This window comes from Tsukamurella strandjordii, assembly GCF_039525985.1.
In the GTDB taxonomy this organism is placed as follows: Bacteria; Actinomycetota; Actinomycetes; order Mycobacteriales; family Mycobacteriaceae; genus Tsukamurella; species Tsukamurella strandjordii.
In genome coordinates, this window is sequence record NZ_BAAAII010000016.1 from 111,809 (window position 1) to 128,458 (window position 16,650).

Here is a 16,650-nt window from a genome sequence, read left to right on the forward strand (position 1 = left end):
AGCGTCAGCAAGGAGAGGAGCCGTCATGGTCGACAACGTCACTCGGATCGATCGCGTCGGGTCGCGTCGGGTCGTCGGTCAGTCGGGTGCGGCCCGCATCCTGGACCGCGCCGATCAGTTCCTCGCCCGGGCCGGCGGCTCGCCTGCGCTCGCCGATCAGTACCGGGAGATCTACCACGCCGCGCTGCGCGGGGCCGCTGCGTTGCTGGCGGAGCGGGAGAAGGGAGTGCGCCGCCCAACACGTAATGCGTGGCTGCGCCTGGCGAAGGCAGCACCGGGCTACGCCGAGTGGGTGGCCTATTTCACATCGGTGTCCGGTGTCGTCGCGGCGCTCGAGACCACCGCGCGATCGGTCACCGCCGACGAGGTCGCCACGCTGCACGAACGGGTCCAAACCTTCCTGAATCTCGTCGAGTCCGACCTCGCGCCCGCGGCCTGAACCGATTCCGCACGGTATTTGTTCATCGGTTAGTGGTCGTGCGGTCGCAAGGCTCGTATCATGAGGGGAGGAGTTGGACCCCATGAGTGCTGAAGGAGGGGAACGTGCCACTCTCCGAGCACGAGCAGCGCATGCTCGATCAGATCGAGAGCGCGCTTTACGCTGAGGACCCGAAGTTCGCGTCGAATGTGCGCGGCGGCCGCCTCGGCGGCGCAGTCGGTAAGCGCCGCGTCGTCGCGGCGATCGGCTTCGCTGTCGGGTTGATGCTGCTCATCGCGGGAATGTTGCTCTCGCAGGTGCAGTACACGGTGATCGTGGGCATCGCAGGTTTCCTGCTGATGTTCGGCTCCGTGGTCTATCTGTTCTGGGCCGGGCCCAGCACGTCGGGCCCGCGCGGCACCGTCGCGGACGACGGTTCGGTCCGCGCACCGTCCGGCCGGGGCAAGGTGAACAAGGGCTCCGGCCCGTCGTTCGTCGCACGGATGGAAGACCGCTTCCGCCGTCGTTTCCCGTGATCCACTAACGCTTCATCGTCGCGCCGAGGGCCGCTGATCCACTGGATCGGCGGCCCTCGGCGTCTGTCGGGGCGAAATTCTGCCCTCGGTTGATCCGCTCGTAGCGAACGCAGTCGCGCTGTCGCCCCGCTGCCGGCCGATGCGAGCCGGTCGTCGCCGCGCCGCGCTGTCGCCCCGCTGCGCCCGTCGATACGCGGGCCGCGCGGTTTCGTCCCCCGCGCCGCGACCGTCCCCCCACTGTCCCGCGTCTGCGCCTGTTCCCGCTCCCGTTCCTTTGCCCCGCTCCCGTCGCATGGGGAGCGGGATGGGGAAACGGGAGCGGGAGGCGCGACGGTGCGGCACCGTCGGCCCGGCACGCGTCCGGCCGCGGCGTAGGCGGCGCCACATCCTGGCAGGTCGGGGCGTTTCCCCACTTCTCCCCACCGGAGTTCCCCACATCTCCCCACGGACTCCATCTCAGACGTAACTCCTTTCTCTGACATCACAAGAATCTCGGCATTCACGGCCGCGCGACGAGGTGTGAGCAAGTCCGCCACGCCGGGCAGGTTCGCGTCCCCCACTTCACGCCACACATCTGACCTGCAGTAATCCTGAGAATTCCGTGCGAAACGCGTCGCGAGGTGGTTGAAAGTGGAGATTGGTGGGGTAATGTGGGGCGCACTGGAGAGAGACGCGCTACGCTGAAGGCTCGATCCAGTGACAGCCCCATCGGGGGAGGCGGGAGGTTGCCGTGATGTTCACGGGTACCTACACGCCGAAGCTCGATGACAAGGGACGGCTCACGCTTCCCGCCAAGTACCGCGAGGAACTGGCGGGAGGACTGACGATCACGAAAGGACAGGATCGAAGCCTCACGGTGTACCCGAAGGCGGAATTCGAGCGCATCGCCGAACGTGCGGACGCGATCGAATGGACCGACCCCGCGGGACGCGCCTTCTACCGCAACTTCTTCGCCAGCTCGGACGATCAGCGGCCCGATTCACAGGGACGCATCACGCTCTCGTCCGATCACCGCCGCTACGCAGGCCTCACCAAGGAATGCGTCGTCGTCGGATCGCGGAGATTCCTGGAGATCTGGGACGCGGAGGCGTGGGACGCCTACCAGGCACAGCACGAAGACGACTACGCACAGCCGCAGTCCGAATCGCTCAAGGCGATCTTCTAGCAGCACGCGGCCATCGCCGCGCTGCGGACGAGGTGGACCGAGGCCTGCGCCCGAAACGGCCCTGACGTACTTCCCCAACGCCAGGTACGGGTCGGGCGGGGACCCCGATTCACCGGTCCTCAACCACCGCACCACGACCGCCCACGTATCCGCATGTCCGCACGTGCCCTGGAGGAGCCATGCCCGAATCCGGTGAGGACTACGGTCACGTCCCGGTTCTGGCGACCCGGGTCCGCGAACTGCTCGCCCCGGCCCTCGCCCACGACGGTGCCGTCTACGTCGACGCCACCCTCGGTGCCGGCGGACACTCCGAGCTCATCCTCGACAGCTTTCCCGCCGCGCGCGTGATCGGCCTCGACCGCGATACCGATGCGCACGAGATCGCCGGCGAGCGACTGGCCCGCTTCGGCGACCGGTTCACCGCGGTGCACACCCGCTACGACGGAATCGCCGACGCGCTCGACGATCTCGGCATCGCCGCCGTGGACGCGGTGCTGTTCGATCTCGGCGTCTCCTCGATGCAGCTCGACCGCGCCGAACGCGGCTTCGCGTACTCGGTGGACGCACCGCTGGACATGCGGATGAACGCCGACGATCCGCTCACCGCCGCCGATGTGCTCAACACCTACAGCCACGGCGACCTCGCCCGGATCCTGCAGCGCTACGGCGACGAGCGGTTCGCCGGGAAGATCGCCTCCGCCGTGCTCAAGGAGCGCGAGAAGGAGCCCTTCACCACCAGCGGGCGCCTCGTCGAGCTGCTGTACGCCACCATCCCCGCGCCGGCCCGCCGCACCGGCGGACACCCCGCCAAGCGCACCTTCCAGGCCCTGCGCATCGAGGTCAACGCCGAACTCGCCTCGCTGGAATCGGCGGTGCCGCAGGCGCTCGACGCACTCGCGCCCGACGGGCGCATCGTCTTCCTCAGCTACCAGTCGCTCGAGGACAAGATCGTCAAGGCCGAGCTCGCCGCGCGCACCCGGTCGACCACGCCCGCCGGCCTGCCGATGGACCTGCCCGGCACCGGCGCCACCTTCGAACTGCTCACCCGCGGTGCCGAACGCGCCACCGAGGAGGAGATCGCCGAGAACCAGCGCGCCGCCCCCGTCCGCATGCGGGCCGCGCGCCGACTGACCACCGACCCCCAGACGCACCGTCGAACCAGGAGCGCGCGATGACCGCACCGAACGCCACCACCGCACCCGGCACCGGTACCCGCGCACGGCGCGCACCCGGGCGCCGCGACGATCGCGACACCTCCCGTCCCCGTTCGAGTTCCGCGCAGCGGGCCCTGGCCCGGCGGCAGAAGCGCCTCGAAGCCGAACAGGCCGTGGTCGCCGCCGGCGGCCACGTCCGCGAGACCTCCGCCGAGCGTGCCCTGCGCCGGCACCGTGAGGGACCCGCGCCCGCTCTGCTGACCCGGCTGCCCAAGGCCCCGGCCGCTCTCGCGCGCCGGGTTCCGTTCGTGCTGGCCGTGATCGGCCTCGTCGGCGCCGGCCTGGTGCTGACCCTGTGGCTGTCCACCGGCAGCGCCGAGAACTCGTACGAGCTCAGCAGTCGCGAACGGGTCAACGACACCCTCGCCGAGAAGAGGGCGGCACTCGAGCGCGATGTGAAGGCGGGGGAGAGCGCTCCCGGCCTCGCCCAGCGCGCCACCGAGCTCGGCATGGTCCCCGCCGGAACCCTGCCCGTCCTGGTCGCCGCACCCGACGGCAAGGTGACCGTGGTCGGAAAGCCCGCCCCCGCCACGGGATCTCCGAAGCCGGCGCTGAACCCGCCCGCGCCCACCACCGGGCAGGACTCCCAGACCGGCACCGCCGGATCCGGCGCGCCGAGCACCGCGAATCCCGGGGCCGGCCAGGGTGGCGGTGAACAATTGGTGACCATGAACTCCGGCACCCCGGCGGTCGCGAACACCGCACCGACGCAGGGCGCGACGCCGAGTCCGGCGCCGCCCGCCGCGACCCCGGCTCCCGCACCCGCCGCTGGAGCCGCGCGATGACCCGCGCACAGCGCCCGCCGACGTCCTCGCGGCCCACTCGGCGCCCCGGACCCCGCACGGCCGCACCGCGTTCGGCGTCGAGCGCCCCGCGATCCGCGCGCGCCCGGGTCAAGGGTGGCCAGCAGCCCGAGGTGGCCACCTCCTTCCTGCACCGCAGCCGCTTCTCGGGCTGGGTGATCGTGGCGATCTTCTCGGTGATCGCCGTCTGGCTCGGCGTGGTCCAGTTCGTGCAGGCCCCCGATCTGTCCGCGAAGGCGGCCAGCCAGCGGCAGGTCAAGGAGACGCTGCCCGCCACCCGCGGCGCCGTGGTCGATCGTTCCGGTCAGCCCATCGCCTTCACCATGGAGGCGAAGTCGCTCACCTTCCAGCCGGTGATCGTGCGCAAGCAGATACAGGAGAAGTACGACAAGGACCTCGAGGCCCAGAAGTCGGGCGGCCAGGGGAACACCCCGGTCACCGTCGACGACCGCCTCCAGCAGATCGCCAAGAAGATCGTCTCGGTCCTCGGCGACGCCGTCTCCGAGCAGAAGCTGCTCGAGCAGCTGCGTGGCAACGAGACCTTCGTCTACCTCGCCCGCGGCGTCGACCCGGCGAAGGCCTCGGCCATCACCGACGAGTTCACCGAGGTGGGCGCCGAGCGCCAGTCCATCCGGCACTACCCGGGCGGCTCCCTCGCCGCGAACCTGGTGGGCTCCACCGGCTGGGACAACCGCGGCCTGATGGGCATGGAGTTCTCCCTCGACTCCATCCTCGCCGGCACCGACGGCAGCCAGACTTACGACCGTGGCTCCGACAACGCCGTGATCCCCGGCAGCACCCGCGAGGTGCACCCGGCCGTCAACGGGGCGAAGGTCACGCTGACGATCGACAACGACGTGCAGTTCTTCGTCCAGCAGGCGGTACAGGACGCCAAGCAGCGCTCCGGCGCGAAGAACGTGCAGGCCGTGGTCCTCGACGCGAAGACCGGCCAGGTGGTCGCGATGGCCAACGACACCACCTTCAATCCCGGCATCGGCGTGGCCAACAACCCGAAGTCGGCGCGCACCGGCAACCTGCCGGTCAGCAGCCCGTTCGAGCCCGGTTCGGTGAACAAGCTGATCACCGCCGTGGCGGCGATCGAGAACGGCAAGACCAAGCCCGACGAGGTGCTCCAGGTGCCCGGCACCATCCGGATGTCCGGCGTCACCGTCAAGGACGCCTGGGCGCACGGCACCGAGCCGTACACCACCACCGGCGTCTTCGGTAAGTCCTCCAACGTGGGCACCCTGATGCTGGCCCAGCGGGTCGGCGAGGACGCCTTCGCCGACTACGTCGACAAGTTCGGACTCGGCAAGGCCACCGGCGTGGGGCTCCCCGGCGAGTCCGGCGGCGAGGTCCCGGCCCGCAACCAGTGGTCCGGCGGCACCTTCGCCAACCTGCCCATCGGTCAGGGCCTGTCGATGACCCTGCTGCAGATGACCAGCATGTACCAGGCACTCGCCAACGACGGGGTCCGCGTGCCGCCGCGCATCATCAAGTCGGTCGACGGTGCCGCCGACCCGGCGCCCGCCGGTGAGCCGGTGCGGGTGATGAGCCCGGAGACCTCGCGCACCGTGCTCGACATGTTCCGCGCCGCCCTGCAGCGCGACCCCATGGGCTACCAGCAGGGCACGGGCCCCGGCGGCGCCGTGGACGGCTGGCAGATCAGCGGCAAGACCGGTACCGCGCAGCAGGTCGATCCGGCCACCAAGGCCTACTCGAACTCGATGTACAACATCACCTTCGCGGGGGTCGCCCCATCGAACGATCCGCGGTTCGTGATCGGTCTCATGATGGACGCGCCGGCCCGCAGTTCCGACGGCACGGGCGGCCAGTCGGCCGCGCCGCTGTTCCACGACATCGCCGCGTTCATGCTGCAGAAGTACGGCGTGCCGCTCTCGCCGCCGGCACCCAAGCTGACGCTCGTGGCCGGGAAGTAGTTAACCGACCGGTAGGATTCATCGGTGCCCCAAACGACTCTCACGCGACCCGCCCACCCCCGCGGAGCCACGCTGACGGAGATCGCCGCGCAGGTACCGGGCGTCAGCAGCGCCCCGACCGCGGCGGCCGGCGTCGATGCCGATTCGGTCCGCTGCAGCGGCGCCACCATCCGCGCCCAGGACGCCCTCCCCGGCGACCTGTTCTGCGGCGTACCCGGCAACACCACCCACGGGGCCCGGTTCGCGCCCGAGGCCGTGGCCGCGGGCGCCGTGGCCGTGCTCACCGACGCCGCCGGCGCCCAGGTGCTCGCCGAGGCCGGCGTCGACGTCCCCGTGCTGCTGCACGACGACCCCCGCTCCGTACTCGGCCCCGCCGCCGCCGTGATCTACGGCGCACCGTCGAGCCGGATGACCCTCGTCGGCATCACCGGCACGTCCGGCAAGACCACCACCAGCTTCCTGGTGGAGGCCGCGCTCGGCTCCACCCAGGCCACCACCGGCCTGATCGGCACCGTCGGCACCCGGATCGCCGGGGTCGACGTACCCACCTCGCTCACCACCCCCGAGGGCACCGCCCTGCAGGGCCTGTTCGCCTCCATGGTCGAGCGCGGCGTCACCTCCGCCGTGATGGAGGTGAGCTCGCACGCGCTGTCCCAGAACCGCGTGGGCGGCACCCGCTTCGCCGTGGGCGCCTTCACCAACCTCAGCCAGGACCACCTCGACTACCACCCCACGATGGAGGACTACTTCGCCGCGAAGGCCCTCCTCTTCGTGCCCGACGAGTCCGGCGACGGTCCGGTGTGCGAGCAGGCCGTGATCTGCGTCGACGACGAGTGGGGCAACCGCATGGCCGATCTGCGCCGCGCCGCGGGGCTGCCGCTGGTCACCGTCGCCACCACCGGCCCCGCCGACTGGACCGCGGGTGCGGTCTCCGCGCACGCCGACGGCACCCAGCGGTTCACCCTCACCGGCCCCGGCGGCCAGACCTACGCCGCCACCGTCGGGCTGCCCGGTGCCTACAACGTGGCCAACGCCGCGCTGGCCCTGGTGATCGCCCACGAGGCCGGCGTGCCGCTCGCGGACGCGGTCCGCGGCATCGCCGCCGTCGCCGTGCCGGGCCGGGTGCAGCGCATCGACCGCGGCCAGGACTTCCTCGCGGTGGTCGACTACGCCCACAAGCCCGCCGCGCTCGACGCGGTGATCGCCACGCTCCGCGGCCAGACCGCCGGCCGGATCGCCGTGGTGGTCGGTGCCGGCGGCGACCGCGACCGCGGCAAGCGCCCGCTCATGGGTGAGGCCGCCGCCCGCGCCGCCGAACTGGTGATCGTCACCGACGACAACCCGCGCACCGAGGACCCCGCCGCGATCCGGGCCGCCGTCCGCGAGGGCGCCGAGGCCGTGCCCGGCGGTGGCGAGGTCCGCGAGGTCGGCGACCGTCGTGCCGCGATCATCGAGGCCGTGAACTGGGCCCGCACCGGCGATGTCGTGCTCATCGCCGGCAAGGGACACGAGGCCGGCCAGGAGATCCACGGCGTCAAGCACCCCTTCGACGACCGCGACGAGCTGGCCGCCGCGCTGGACGCGCGAGGGGAGCAGGCATGATCGAGCTGACCCTGGCCCAGATCGCCGAGATCGTCGGCGGCACCCTGCACGATGTGCCCGATCCGGACGCGAAGGTCACCGGGACCGTCGAATTCGACTCCCGCGAGATCGGCCCCGGTGGCCTCTTCCTCGCCCTGCCCGGTGCCCGGGTCGATGGCCACGATTTCGCCGCCACCGCTATCGACAAGGGCGCGGTCGCCGTGCTCGGCGCCCGGCCCGTGGGCGTGCCCGCGATCGTCGTGCCCGTCTCCGGCGAGACCGACAACCGCGTCATGGCCCTGGAGAGCGACACCGACGGCACCGGCGCCGCCGTGCTGGGAGCACTCGGCGCCCTCGCGGCGTACTGCACGAAGGCGCTCGCCGCCGACGGCCTCACGGTGGTCGGCGTCACCGGCTCCGCCGGCAAGACCTCCACCAAGGACCTCATCGCCGCGGTGCTCCGCCCGCTCGGCGAGACCGTCGCACCGCCCGGCTCCTTCAACAACGAGATCGGCCACCCCTGGACCGCGCTGCGGGCCACCGCGTCCACCAAGTACGTCGTGCTGGAGATGTCCGCCCGCGGCGAGGGGCACATCGCCGCGCTGGCGAAGGTCGCGCCGCCGCGCATCGGCGTCGAGCTCAACGTGGGCACCGCGCACCTCGGCGAGTTCGGCTCCCGCGATGCCATCGCCCGCGCCAAGGGCGAGCTCGTCGAGGCACTCCCGGCCGACGGTGTCGCGGTCCTCAACGCCGACGATGCCGCGGTCGCCGCCATGGCCTCCCGGACCTGCGCACGGGTCGTCTTCTACGGGACCGCCGACGCGGACGTCCGCGCGTCCGACGTGGTCCTCGACGCGCAGGCCCGCGCCTCCTTCACCCTGCACACCCCCGCCGGCACCGCGCCCGTCGCGCTCAAGGTGCACGGCGAGCACCAGGTGCACAACGCGCTCGCCGCGGCCGCCGTCGGCCTCGAGTGCGGCGCCACCCCCGCGCAGGTGGCCGAGGCGCTCTCCGCCGCCGGTGCCGCGTCCCCGCGCCGGATGGACGTCTTCACCACCGCCGACGGCGTCACGGTGGTCAACGACACCTACAACGCCAACCCCGACGCGATGCGCGCCGCACTGCGCAGCCTCGTGCTCATGTCCGAGCACGACGCCGACGGTGCCCGCCTGCCCGGCCGGGAGCGGCGCCGCACCTTCGCCGTGCTCGGCGAGATGGGGGAGCTGGGCGAGGAGTCGATCCTCGAACACGACCGCCTCGGCCGGTTCCTGGTGCGCCTCGACATCACCTCGACCATCTGCGTCGGCGGCTCGCGTGCGGTGCACGCGCTGTGGCAGGGCGCCGTGATGGAGGGTTCCTGGGGCAGCGAAGCCGTGCGCGTGGACACCCGCGAGGAGGCAGTGGAACGGCTGCGCGCGGAGCTGCAACCCGGCGACCTGGTTTTGGTCAAGGCCTCCAAGTCCGAGAAGATGTGGGAGGTCGCCGAGAGCCTCGGGCCGGCCGCGCACACCTCGCAGAACGAAGAGAACACGCAAGGGGAGTCACCGAAGTGATCCAGATCCTGTTCGCGGGCGGCATCTCGCTGGCCGTCGCGATCCTGCTCACGCCTGTGCTGATCAGGGTGTTCTCCCGGCAGGGATTCGGTCAGGAGATCCGTGTCGAAGGCCCCGAGAGCCACCAGACCAAGCGCGGCACCCCGTCCATGGGCGGCGTCGCGATCGTCGTGGCCCTGTGGGCCGGCTACCTCGGCGCGCACCTGCTGGGCTGGAACTCCGGTCCCGGACCGAGCGCCTCGGGCCTGCTCGTGCTCGGCCTGGCCACCACGCTGGCCTTCGTCGGCTTCCTCGACGACTTCATCAAGATCCGCAAGCAGCGCAACCTCGGCCTGAACAAGACCGCCAAGACCGTGGGCCAGACCATCGCCGCCCTGATCTTCGGTGTGCTCGCGCTGCAGTTCCCCAACGCGCAGGGCATCACGCCCGCCAGCGAGCACCTCAGCTACACCCGCGACATCAACGCCATCTCCATGGGCGCCATCGTCTTCGTGCTGTTCTGCTGGTTCGTGGTGTCCGCGTGGTCGAACGCCGTGAACTTCACCGACGGGCTCGACGGCCTGGCCGCGGGCTCGATGGCCATGGTGCTCGGCAGCTACGTGCTCATCACGTTCTGGCAGTACCGGTACGCCTGCACGGGCCCCCGCGGACCGTCGGCCGGCTGCTACGACGTGCGCGACCCGCTGGACCTGGCGCTGATCGCCGTCGCCGCGGGCGGCGCCTGCCTCGGCTTCCTGTGGTGGAACGCCGCGCCCGCGAAGATCTTCATGGGTGACACCGGCTCGCTCATGCTGGGCGGCCTGCTCGCCGGACTGTCGATCACCACTCGCACCGAGCTGCTGGCCGTGGTCCTCGGCGCCCTGTTCGTGGCCGAGATGGTCTCCGTGGTCACCCAGATCGCGGTCTTCCGCACCACCGGCCGCAGGGTGTTCCGGATGGCGCCCTTCCACCACCACTTCGAGCTGGCGGGCTGGGCCGAGACCACCGTGATCATCCGGTTCTGGCTGCTCACCGCGATCTCGTGCGGCCTGGGTCTGGTGCTGTTCTACGCCGAGTTCCTCGGCTCCGGCGCGGGCGGATAGCGATGGCGACGCTTCCCGGGCCCGGCGCGCACGTCCTCGTCGCGGGCGGGGGCGTCACCGGTCCGGCCGTGGCCCGGGCACTGCTCCGGCTCGGCGCCGAGGTCACCGTGGCCGACGGTAAGCCCACTGCGCGCGCGAAGATCGCCGCCGACGTACCCGGGATCACCGTGACCGATCTCGACGGGCTCGATCCGTCGGGGTTCGACCTCGTCGTGGTGGCGCCGGGCTTCCGCCCCGACGCCCCCGTGGTGCGGGCCGCGGAGCGCGCCGGTGTCCCCGTGATCGGCGACGTGGAGCTGGCCTGGTGGATCGACCGCGCGGGTGCCTTCGGGGCCCCGCGGCAGTGGCTCGTGGTCACCGGCACCAACGGCAAGACCACCACCACCCAGATGCTCGAGGCCATCCTGCTCGGTGCGGGGGTCCCGGCGGTGGCGTGCGGCAACATCGGCCGCCCGGTGATCGACGCGATCGCCGACGACGCCGATCCGCGAGTGCTCGCCGTGGAGCTGTCGTCCTTCCAACTGCACTGGGCGCCCTCGGTGCGGCCGCGCGCCGGGGTGGTGCTCAACATCGCCGAGGACCACCTGGACTGGCACGGCTCGATGGCGGCGTACACGGCCGATAAGGCACGCGCACTGTCCGGCGAGATCGCCGTGGTGGGGCTCGACGATCCGGTGGCCGGCGGGCTGCCCGCCACCGTCGGGTTCACCGTCGGGGAGCCGCAGCCGGGGCAGTACGGCGTGCGCGACGGTGTCCTGGTCGACGGTGCCGGAGCGCCCGTCGTCGCGGCGGACCGGATCTCGCCGCCCGGTCCCGCCGGCATCGCCGACGCGCTGGCGGCGACCGCGCTGGCGCAGGCCGTCGGTGTCACCGCCGAGCAGGCGGGCGAGGCGCTGGCCGCGTTCCGGGTGGGCGCGCACCGCGCCGAGCCGGTCGCGACGGTGCGCGGCGTCACCTACATCGACGATTCCAAGGCCACCAACCCGCATGCCGCCCAGAACTCCATCGAGGCGCACGAGCGCGTGGTGTGGGTGGCGGGCGGCCAGCTCAAGGGCGCCGATATCGATCCGCTCGTCGCCCGCGTGGCGCCCCGTCTCGTGGGTGCGGTGCTCCTGGGCCTGGACGCCGGGTTGATCGCGGCGGCAATGGCGCGACACGCGCCGGATGTACCGGTGGTTCGGGTGACTTCAGGCGACGATAGTCCTGTGTCTCCTGTGACTAATGATGCGAACCGTTCTGTAGGGACGTTTGTGGCTGGCGATGTGCGAGTGTCCGGCGATGCGGATGCGGTCATGTCCGCGGCCGTCGACGCCGCCGCTCGACTCGCCGATGTCGCAGGTCAGACTGGCCCCGCCCCGGTGGTCCTGCTGGCGCCGGCCGCGGCCTCGCTCGACATGTTCACCTCGTACGGCCACCGCGGCGACGCCTTCGCCGCCTCGGCCCGCGCGCTCGGAGCGGCGTCGTGAGCCGCGCCCGCGACACCGAGGCCCTGCCCGAGGACCTCGAGCCCGGCGCCGTCAACGCACCCGAGAGCACCGAGTTCGAGGTGCAGCCGGGGCAGACCGTGCCCGATCTCGACGACGCGGCGCCCCGCCGCGGCGGCGCCGATATCGCCCGCACCGGCGCGAGCATGCTCCGCGATACGGCCGTCAACATGGCCACCGCGCTGCGCCGCCCGCTGGCCTCGTACCACCTCGTGCTCGGCCTCACGGCCGTGCTCACGGTGCTCGGCCTGGTGATGGTGCTCTCGGCCTCCTCGGTGGAGGACATCAGCGCCACCGGCTCGCCGTACAGCAAGTTCACCAGCCAGCTGATCTACGTCGCCCTCGGTGTGGTGGCCTTCTTCGGCGCGCTGTACCTGCGCCCCACCCTGCTGCGCCGGGTGGCCCTCGGCGGCGTGCTGGTGTCGATCGTCCTGCTCATCGCCGTGCTGGTCCCCGGCATCGGCACCAAGGTGGGCGGCGCCCGCCGCTGGATCGATGTGGGCGGCTTCACGCTGCAGCCCTCCGAGATCGCCAAGGTCGCGCTCATCGTGTGGGGCGCGCACCTGCTGGCGGACCGCAGCCGCACCGGCGGACTCAAGGAACTGCTGCTGCCGCTCGGCCCGGTCGCGGTTCTCATGGCCGCGCTGGTGGTGGCCGAGCCGAACCAGTCGACCGCCATGATCATCGCCGTCACCGCCGGCATGCTGCTGTTCTACGCCGGACTCTCCTCGCGACTGTTCCTGTCCATCGGCATCGCCGGTATCTGCGCCGCGGTCTTCCTGGCCCTGATGGAGGGCTACCGCTCGGCCCGCCTGTCCGCGTGGCTCGGCCGCACCAACGACACCCTCGGCGTGAGCTACCAGTCGAACCAGGCGCGGTACTCGCTCGCCGACGGCGGCTTCTTCGGCGTGGGCCTGGGCAACTCCACGGCCAAGTGGAGCTACCTGCCCAACGCGCACAACGACTTCATCTTCGCCATCATCGGCGAGGAGCTCGGTTACCTCGGCGCCGGCGTGGTGATCCTCATGTTCGGCCTGCTCACCTGGGTCGGCCTGCGGATCGCATGCCGGGTGGCCGATCCCTTCCTGCAGCTCATGTCGGCCACGATCACCACGCTGATCGCCCTGCAGGCCATCATCAACATGGGCTACGTGGTGGGCCTGCTCCCCGTGACGGGCATCCAGCTGCCGCTGCTGTCCGCGGGTGGCAACTCGGTGATCCTCGTGCTGTTCATGCTGGGACTGCTGGCCGGTGCCGCGCGGCACGAGCCCGAGGCCATCGCCGCGCTCGCCGGTGGCGGTGCCGGGCGGGCCGGGCGCCTGTTCCGCCTGCCCAAGCCGCACCCGTACGTGCCGCCGCGGCCCGCCCGCGCCGCCGCCCCGCGGGCGGGGGAGCGTCGTGCGCCTGCGCGCCCCGTGGCGCCGTCGCCGTACGATCGACTTCCGTACGGAGACGCGCGCCTCGCGCGGCCCCGTCGGGACGTTCCGCCCGCCCGGCCCCAGCGCCGGTCCGGCGAGCCCTGGCGCGGCGAGCGGGCCCGCGTTCAGGATCGGCCCGCCTCCGGATCGCGGCGCCGTGGAGAGGAAAAGGGTAGACGGGCGTGGTGAGTTCTTCGGTCTCGGTGGTGGTGGCCGGCGGTGGCACCGCAGGACACATCGAGCCAGCGCTGGCGGTGGCCGACGCGGTTCGTGCGGCCGACCCCGGGGCCCGGGTCACGGCGCTCGGTACACCCAAGGGACTCGAGGGCACCCTGGTGCCCGCCCGCGGGTACGACCTGCGGATGATCCCGCCGGTGCCGCTGCCCCGTAAGCCCAACGCCGATCTCGCGAAACTGCCCTTCCGGCTGGCGAGTACGGTGCGCCGCACCCGCGCGGTGCTCCGCGATGTCGGCGCCGATGTGGTGGTCGGCTTCGGTGGCTACGTGGCACTGCCCGCCTACCTCGCCGCGCGCAGCATGGGCGTGCCGATCGTGATCCATGAGGCGAACGCGAGCGCCGGCATCGCCAACAAGGTGGGTGCGCGCCTGGCCACCAAGGTCTTCGCCGCCGTGCCCGGCTCCGGCATCCACGCCGAGGTCGTCGGCATTCCGGTGCGCAGCTCCATCACCGGGCTCGATCGCACCGCCCTGCGCGCGCAGGCCCGCGCCCACTTCGGGCTCCCCGCCGACGGCCCGGTGGTTCTGGTCTTCGGCGGCAGCCAGGGCGCGGTCCGGCTCAACGACGGTGTGGTCGGTGCGGCACGGGATTTCGCGGACGCCGGTATCGCCGTGCTGCACGCCTACGGGCCCAAGAACGCCGTCGATGTCGATGTGCCCGGCTATGTGGCCGTGCCCTACCTCTCACGCATGGATCTGGCCTACGCGGCCGCCGATCTCGCGGTCTGCCGCTCCGGCGCGATGACGGTGGCCGAGGTGGCCGCGGTGGGCCTGCCCGCGGTGTACGTGCCGCTGGCGCACGGCAACGGGGAGCAGGCGCTCAACGCCAAGCCGGTGGTGTCCGCCGGCGGCGGACTCCTGGTCGACGATGCCGCGTTCACCCCGGACCTGGTGCGCGAGACGGTGATCCCGCTCGCCGCCGATGCGGATCGGCTCGCGGCCATGGGTGCCGCCGCCGCCGGGACCGGTCACCGCGACGCCGCGGGCACCGTCGCCGCGACCGCCCTGGACCTGGGAGGCCGGCGATGAGCGATCTGCCCGAGAAGCTGCAGCGTGTGCACATGGTGGGCATCGGGGGCGCCGGTATGTCCGGCATCGCCCGCATCCTGCTCTCCCGCGGCGGCGAGGTGTCCGGCTCCGATGCGAAGGAGTCGCGCAGCGTGATCGCGCTGCGCGCGCGCGGCGCGCAGGTGCAGATCGGGCACAGCGCCGAGGCCCTCGATCTGCTGCCCGGCGGCCCCACCGTGGTGGTCACCACGCACGCGGCGATCCCCAAGGACAATCCCGAGCTGGTGGAGGCCCGGCGGCGCGGCATTCCCGTGATCCTGCGCCCCGAGGTACTGGCCGACCTCATGGAGGGGTACCGCACGCTGCTGGTGAGCGGCACCCACGGCAAGACCTCGACCACCTCGATGGCCGTCGTCGGCCTGCAGCACTGCGGCGGCAATCCGTCGTTCGCCGTGGGCGGCGAGCTCAACGAGTCCGGGACCAATGCCTTCCACGGCACGGGCGACGTCTTCGTCGCCGAGGCCGATGAGTCCGACGGCTCGCTGCTCCAGTACAGCCCCGACGTGGTGGTCGTCACCAATGTCGAGGCCGATCACCTGGACTTCTTCGGCTCGGAGGAGAAGTACGTCGCGGTCTTCGACGCCTTCACCGAGCGGATCCGTCCCGGCGGCACGCTGGTGGTGTGCCTGGACGATCCGGGCTCGGCGGCCCTGGCCCAGCGCACGCACGCCGCGCTCCGGGCCCGCGGCGTGCGGGTCTTCGGCTACGGCGAGGGCACGCACCGCGACCTCGCTCCCGATGTCACGCTCATCGCGGAACTGCTCGAGTACAAGCCGCGCGCCGAGGGCGGCATGCTCAAGGTGCGCTTCTCCGACGAGAACCGCAAGGTCACCGAGCGCGCGATCATGCTCTCCGTGCCGGGACGGCACATGGCGCTCAACGCCATTGCAGCCACCATCGCGGTGGTCAACCTGGGCTACCCGACGGCCAAGGTGATCGCCGGTATCGAATCCTTCGGCGGCGTGCACCGCCGGTTCCAGTTGCGCGGCACCGAGGACGGGGTGCGGGTCTTCGACGATTACGCGCACCATCCGACCGAGGTGCGCGCGGTGCTCACCGCGGCCGCCGAGATGGTGGCCAAGCAGGCGATCCCGGGACGGGTCGTCGTGGCCTTCCAGCCGCACCTGTACTCGCGCACCGAGCAGTTCGCGGGCGAGTTCGCCGAGGCGCTCAGTCTCGCCGATCACGTGGTGGTGCTCGATGTGTACGGGGCGCGTGAGGCGCCGCTGCCCGGCATCACGGGGGAGCGGATCGCCGAGAAGGTGACCTCCGCGGTGACCTACGTGCCCAGCCAGGCCGATGTGGCGACCACCGTCGCCGACGTGGCGCGTCCGGGTGACGTTGTGATCACCATGGGCGCGGGCGATGTCACGATGCAGGGGCCCACGATCCTGGCCGCGCTGGCGCACCGCGGCGGAGGGGCCGCTCGGTGACTGCGCCCGCACCGCGCCGGCAGGTGCCGGGGCTGCGCCGGCTGCTGGTGCTCGTCCTGGTGCTCATCGTCGCGGGCGGCCTGTTCGCCATCGCCTACTTCACCCCGCTCATGTCGGCTCGCAACGTCTCCGTCACGGGTGCTGCGCACGCGCCCACCGAGGAGATCGAGAAGGTCGTCGAGCCGCTCAAGGGCAAGCCGCTGCTGCAGATCACGAAGTCGCGCACCGCGGAGTACGCGGCCGCGGTGGTGCGGGTGAGCCCGTGGATCGACTCGGCGACGATCACCGTCTCGTATCCGTCGACCCTCGTCGTCGAGGTCACCGAGCGCGAGGCGGTGGCGTACGCCGATCGTTCCGGCGTCACCCTGGTCGACGCCAAGGGGGTGCCCTTCATCAAGGTGGGCGAGCCCCCGATCCTGACGCCGAAGCTCACCGTCGAGAACCCGGGTGCCGACGATCCGAACACCAAGGCGGCGATCAGCGTGCTGCAGTCGCTGCCGCAGGACATCCGCGGCCAGGTCGTCGAGATCGGCGCCGATTCGCCGGCGAACGTGCGATTCGTGCTGCGGGACAAGCGCGTCGTCTACTGGGGCGACGCCTCCCGCGCGGATGCGAAGGTGGCCGCGCTCAAGGTGGTGCTCACCCGCCCGGGCCGCGAGTTCACCGTGATCGACCCCGACGTGCCCACCACGCGCTGAGCCGGATCGGCCCGATCGCGG

14 protein-coding genes are annotated in these 16,650 nt (G+C 71.8%); all 14 read left to right on the forward strand.

Annotated elements, in window-relative coordinates:
• Window positions 1-25 precede the first annotated feature (25 nt).
• Window positions 26-439, forward strand: a complete 414-nt coding sequence (locus tag ABD108_RS21415) for an SAV_6107 family HEPN domain-containing protein (RefSeq protein WP_220655808.1) — start codon at window positions 26-28, stop codon at window positions 437-439.
• 104 nt (window positions 440-543) lie between these two features.
• A complete protein-coding gene (locus ABD108_RS21420) occupies window positions 544-954 on the forward strand; it encodes a DUF3040 domain-containing protein (protein ID WP_220655807.1) in 411 nt (136 codons plus the stop codon).
• A gap of 733 nt (window positions 955-1,687) precedes the next feature.
• Complete coding sequence (gene mraZ, locus ABD108_RS21425) at window positions 1,688-2,119, forward strand: division/cell wall cluster transcriptional repressor MraZ (RefSeq protein ID WP_220655806.1); 432 nt, start codon at window positions 1,688-1,690, stop codon at window positions 2,117-2,119.
• A 179-nt stretch (window positions 2,120-2,298) separates the two neighbouring features.
• Window positions 2,299-3,294, forward strand: a complete 996-nt coding sequence (gene rsmH / locus ABD108_RS21430) for a 16S rRNA (cytosine(1402)-N(4))-methyltransferase RsmH (RefSeq protein WP_220655805.1) — start codon at window positions 2,299-2,301, stop codon at window positions 3,292-3,294.
• Window positions 3,291-4,118 (forward strand): cell division protein FtsL, encoded by an 828-nt coding sequence (gene ftsL, locus ABD108_RS21435; protein WP_220655804.1) that lies wholly within the window; start codon window positions 3,291-3,293, stop codon window positions 4,116-4,118. Before rsmH ends, ftsL begins: the two co-directional genes overlap by 4 nt.
• On the forward strand, window positions 4,115-6,076 hold the full coding sequence (locus ABD108_RS21440) for a peptidoglycan D,D-transpeptidase FtsI family protein (RefSeq protein WP_343931339.1): 1,962 nt from the start codon (window positions 4,115-4,117) through the stop codon (window positions 6,074-6,076). Before ftsL ends, ABD108_RS21440 begins: the two co-directional genes overlap by 4 nt.
• A gap of 24 nt (window positions 6,077-6,100) precedes the next feature.
• A complete protein-coding gene (locus ABD108_RS21445) occupies window positions 6,101-7,678 on the forward strand; it encodes a UDP-N-acetylmuramoyl-L-alanyl-D-glutamate--2,6-diaminopimelate ligase (protein WP_343931340.1) in 1,578 nt (525 codons plus the stop codon).
• Complete coding sequence (locus tag ABD108_RS21450; RefSeq protein WP_343931341.1) at window positions 7,675-9,210, forward strand: UDP-N-acetylmuramoyl-tripeptide--D-alanyl-D-alanine ligase; 1,536 nt, start codon at window positions 7,675-7,677, stop codon at window positions 9,208-9,210. The genes ABD108_RS21445 and ABD108_RS21450 overlap by 4 nt, the downstream gene beginning before the upstream one ends.
• The gene (gene mraY, locus ABD108_RS21455) at window positions 9,207-10,292 is read left to right on the forward strand and encodes a phospho-N-acetylmuramoyl-pentapeptide-transferase (protein WP_220655800.1); all 1,086 of its coding nucleotides are present in this window, start codon (window positions 9,207-9,209) and stop codon (window positions 10,290-10,292) included. The genes ABD108_RS21450 and mraY overlap by 4 nt, the downstream gene beginning before the upstream one ends.
• A 2-nt stretch (window positions 10,293-10,294) precedes the next feature.
• Window positions 10,295-11,758 carry a UDP-N-acetylmuramoyl-L-alanine--D-glutamate ligase gene (gene murD, locus ABD108_RS21460; protein WP_220655799.1) on the forward strand — a complete coding sequence of 488 codons (1,464 nt, stop codon included), beginning with the start codon at window positions 10,295-10,297 and terminating at the stop codon, window positions 11,756-11,758.
• Window positions 11,755-13,383 (forward strand): putative lipid II flippase FtsW, encoded by a 1,629-nt coding sequence (gene ftsW / locus ABD108_RS21465; protein WP_343931342.1) that lies wholly within the window; start codon window positions 11,755-11,757, stop codon window positions 13,381-13,383. The genes murD and ftsW overlap by 4 nt, the downstream gene beginning before the upstream one ends.
• The gene (gene murG / locus ABD108_RS21470; RefSeq protein WP_343931343.1) at window positions 13,377-14,459 is read left to right on the forward strand and encodes an undecaprenyldiphospho-muramoylpentapeptide beta-N-acetylglucosaminyltransferase; all 1,083 of its coding nucleotides are present in this window, start codon (window positions 13,377-13,379) and stop codon (window positions 14,457-14,459) included. Before ftsW ends, murG begins: the two co-directional genes overlap by 7 nt.
• Window positions 14,456-15,931 (forward strand): UDP-N-acetylmuramate--L-alanine ligase, encoded by a 1,476-nt coding sequence (murC, locus tag ABD108_RS21475; protein WP_220655796.1) that lies wholly within the window; start codon window positions 14,456-14,458, stop codon window positions 15,929-15,931. The genes murG and murC overlap by 4 nt, the downstream gene beginning before the upstream one ends.
• Entirely contained in the window at window positions 15,928-16,629 is a 702-nt protein-coding gene (locus tag ABD108_RS21480; RefSeq protein ID WP_220655795.1) for a cell division protein FtsQ/DivIB, read from the forward strand. The genes murC and ABD108_RS21480 overlap by 4 nt, the downstream gene beginning before the upstream one ends.
• Window positions 16,630-16,650 lie beyond the last annotated feature (21 nt).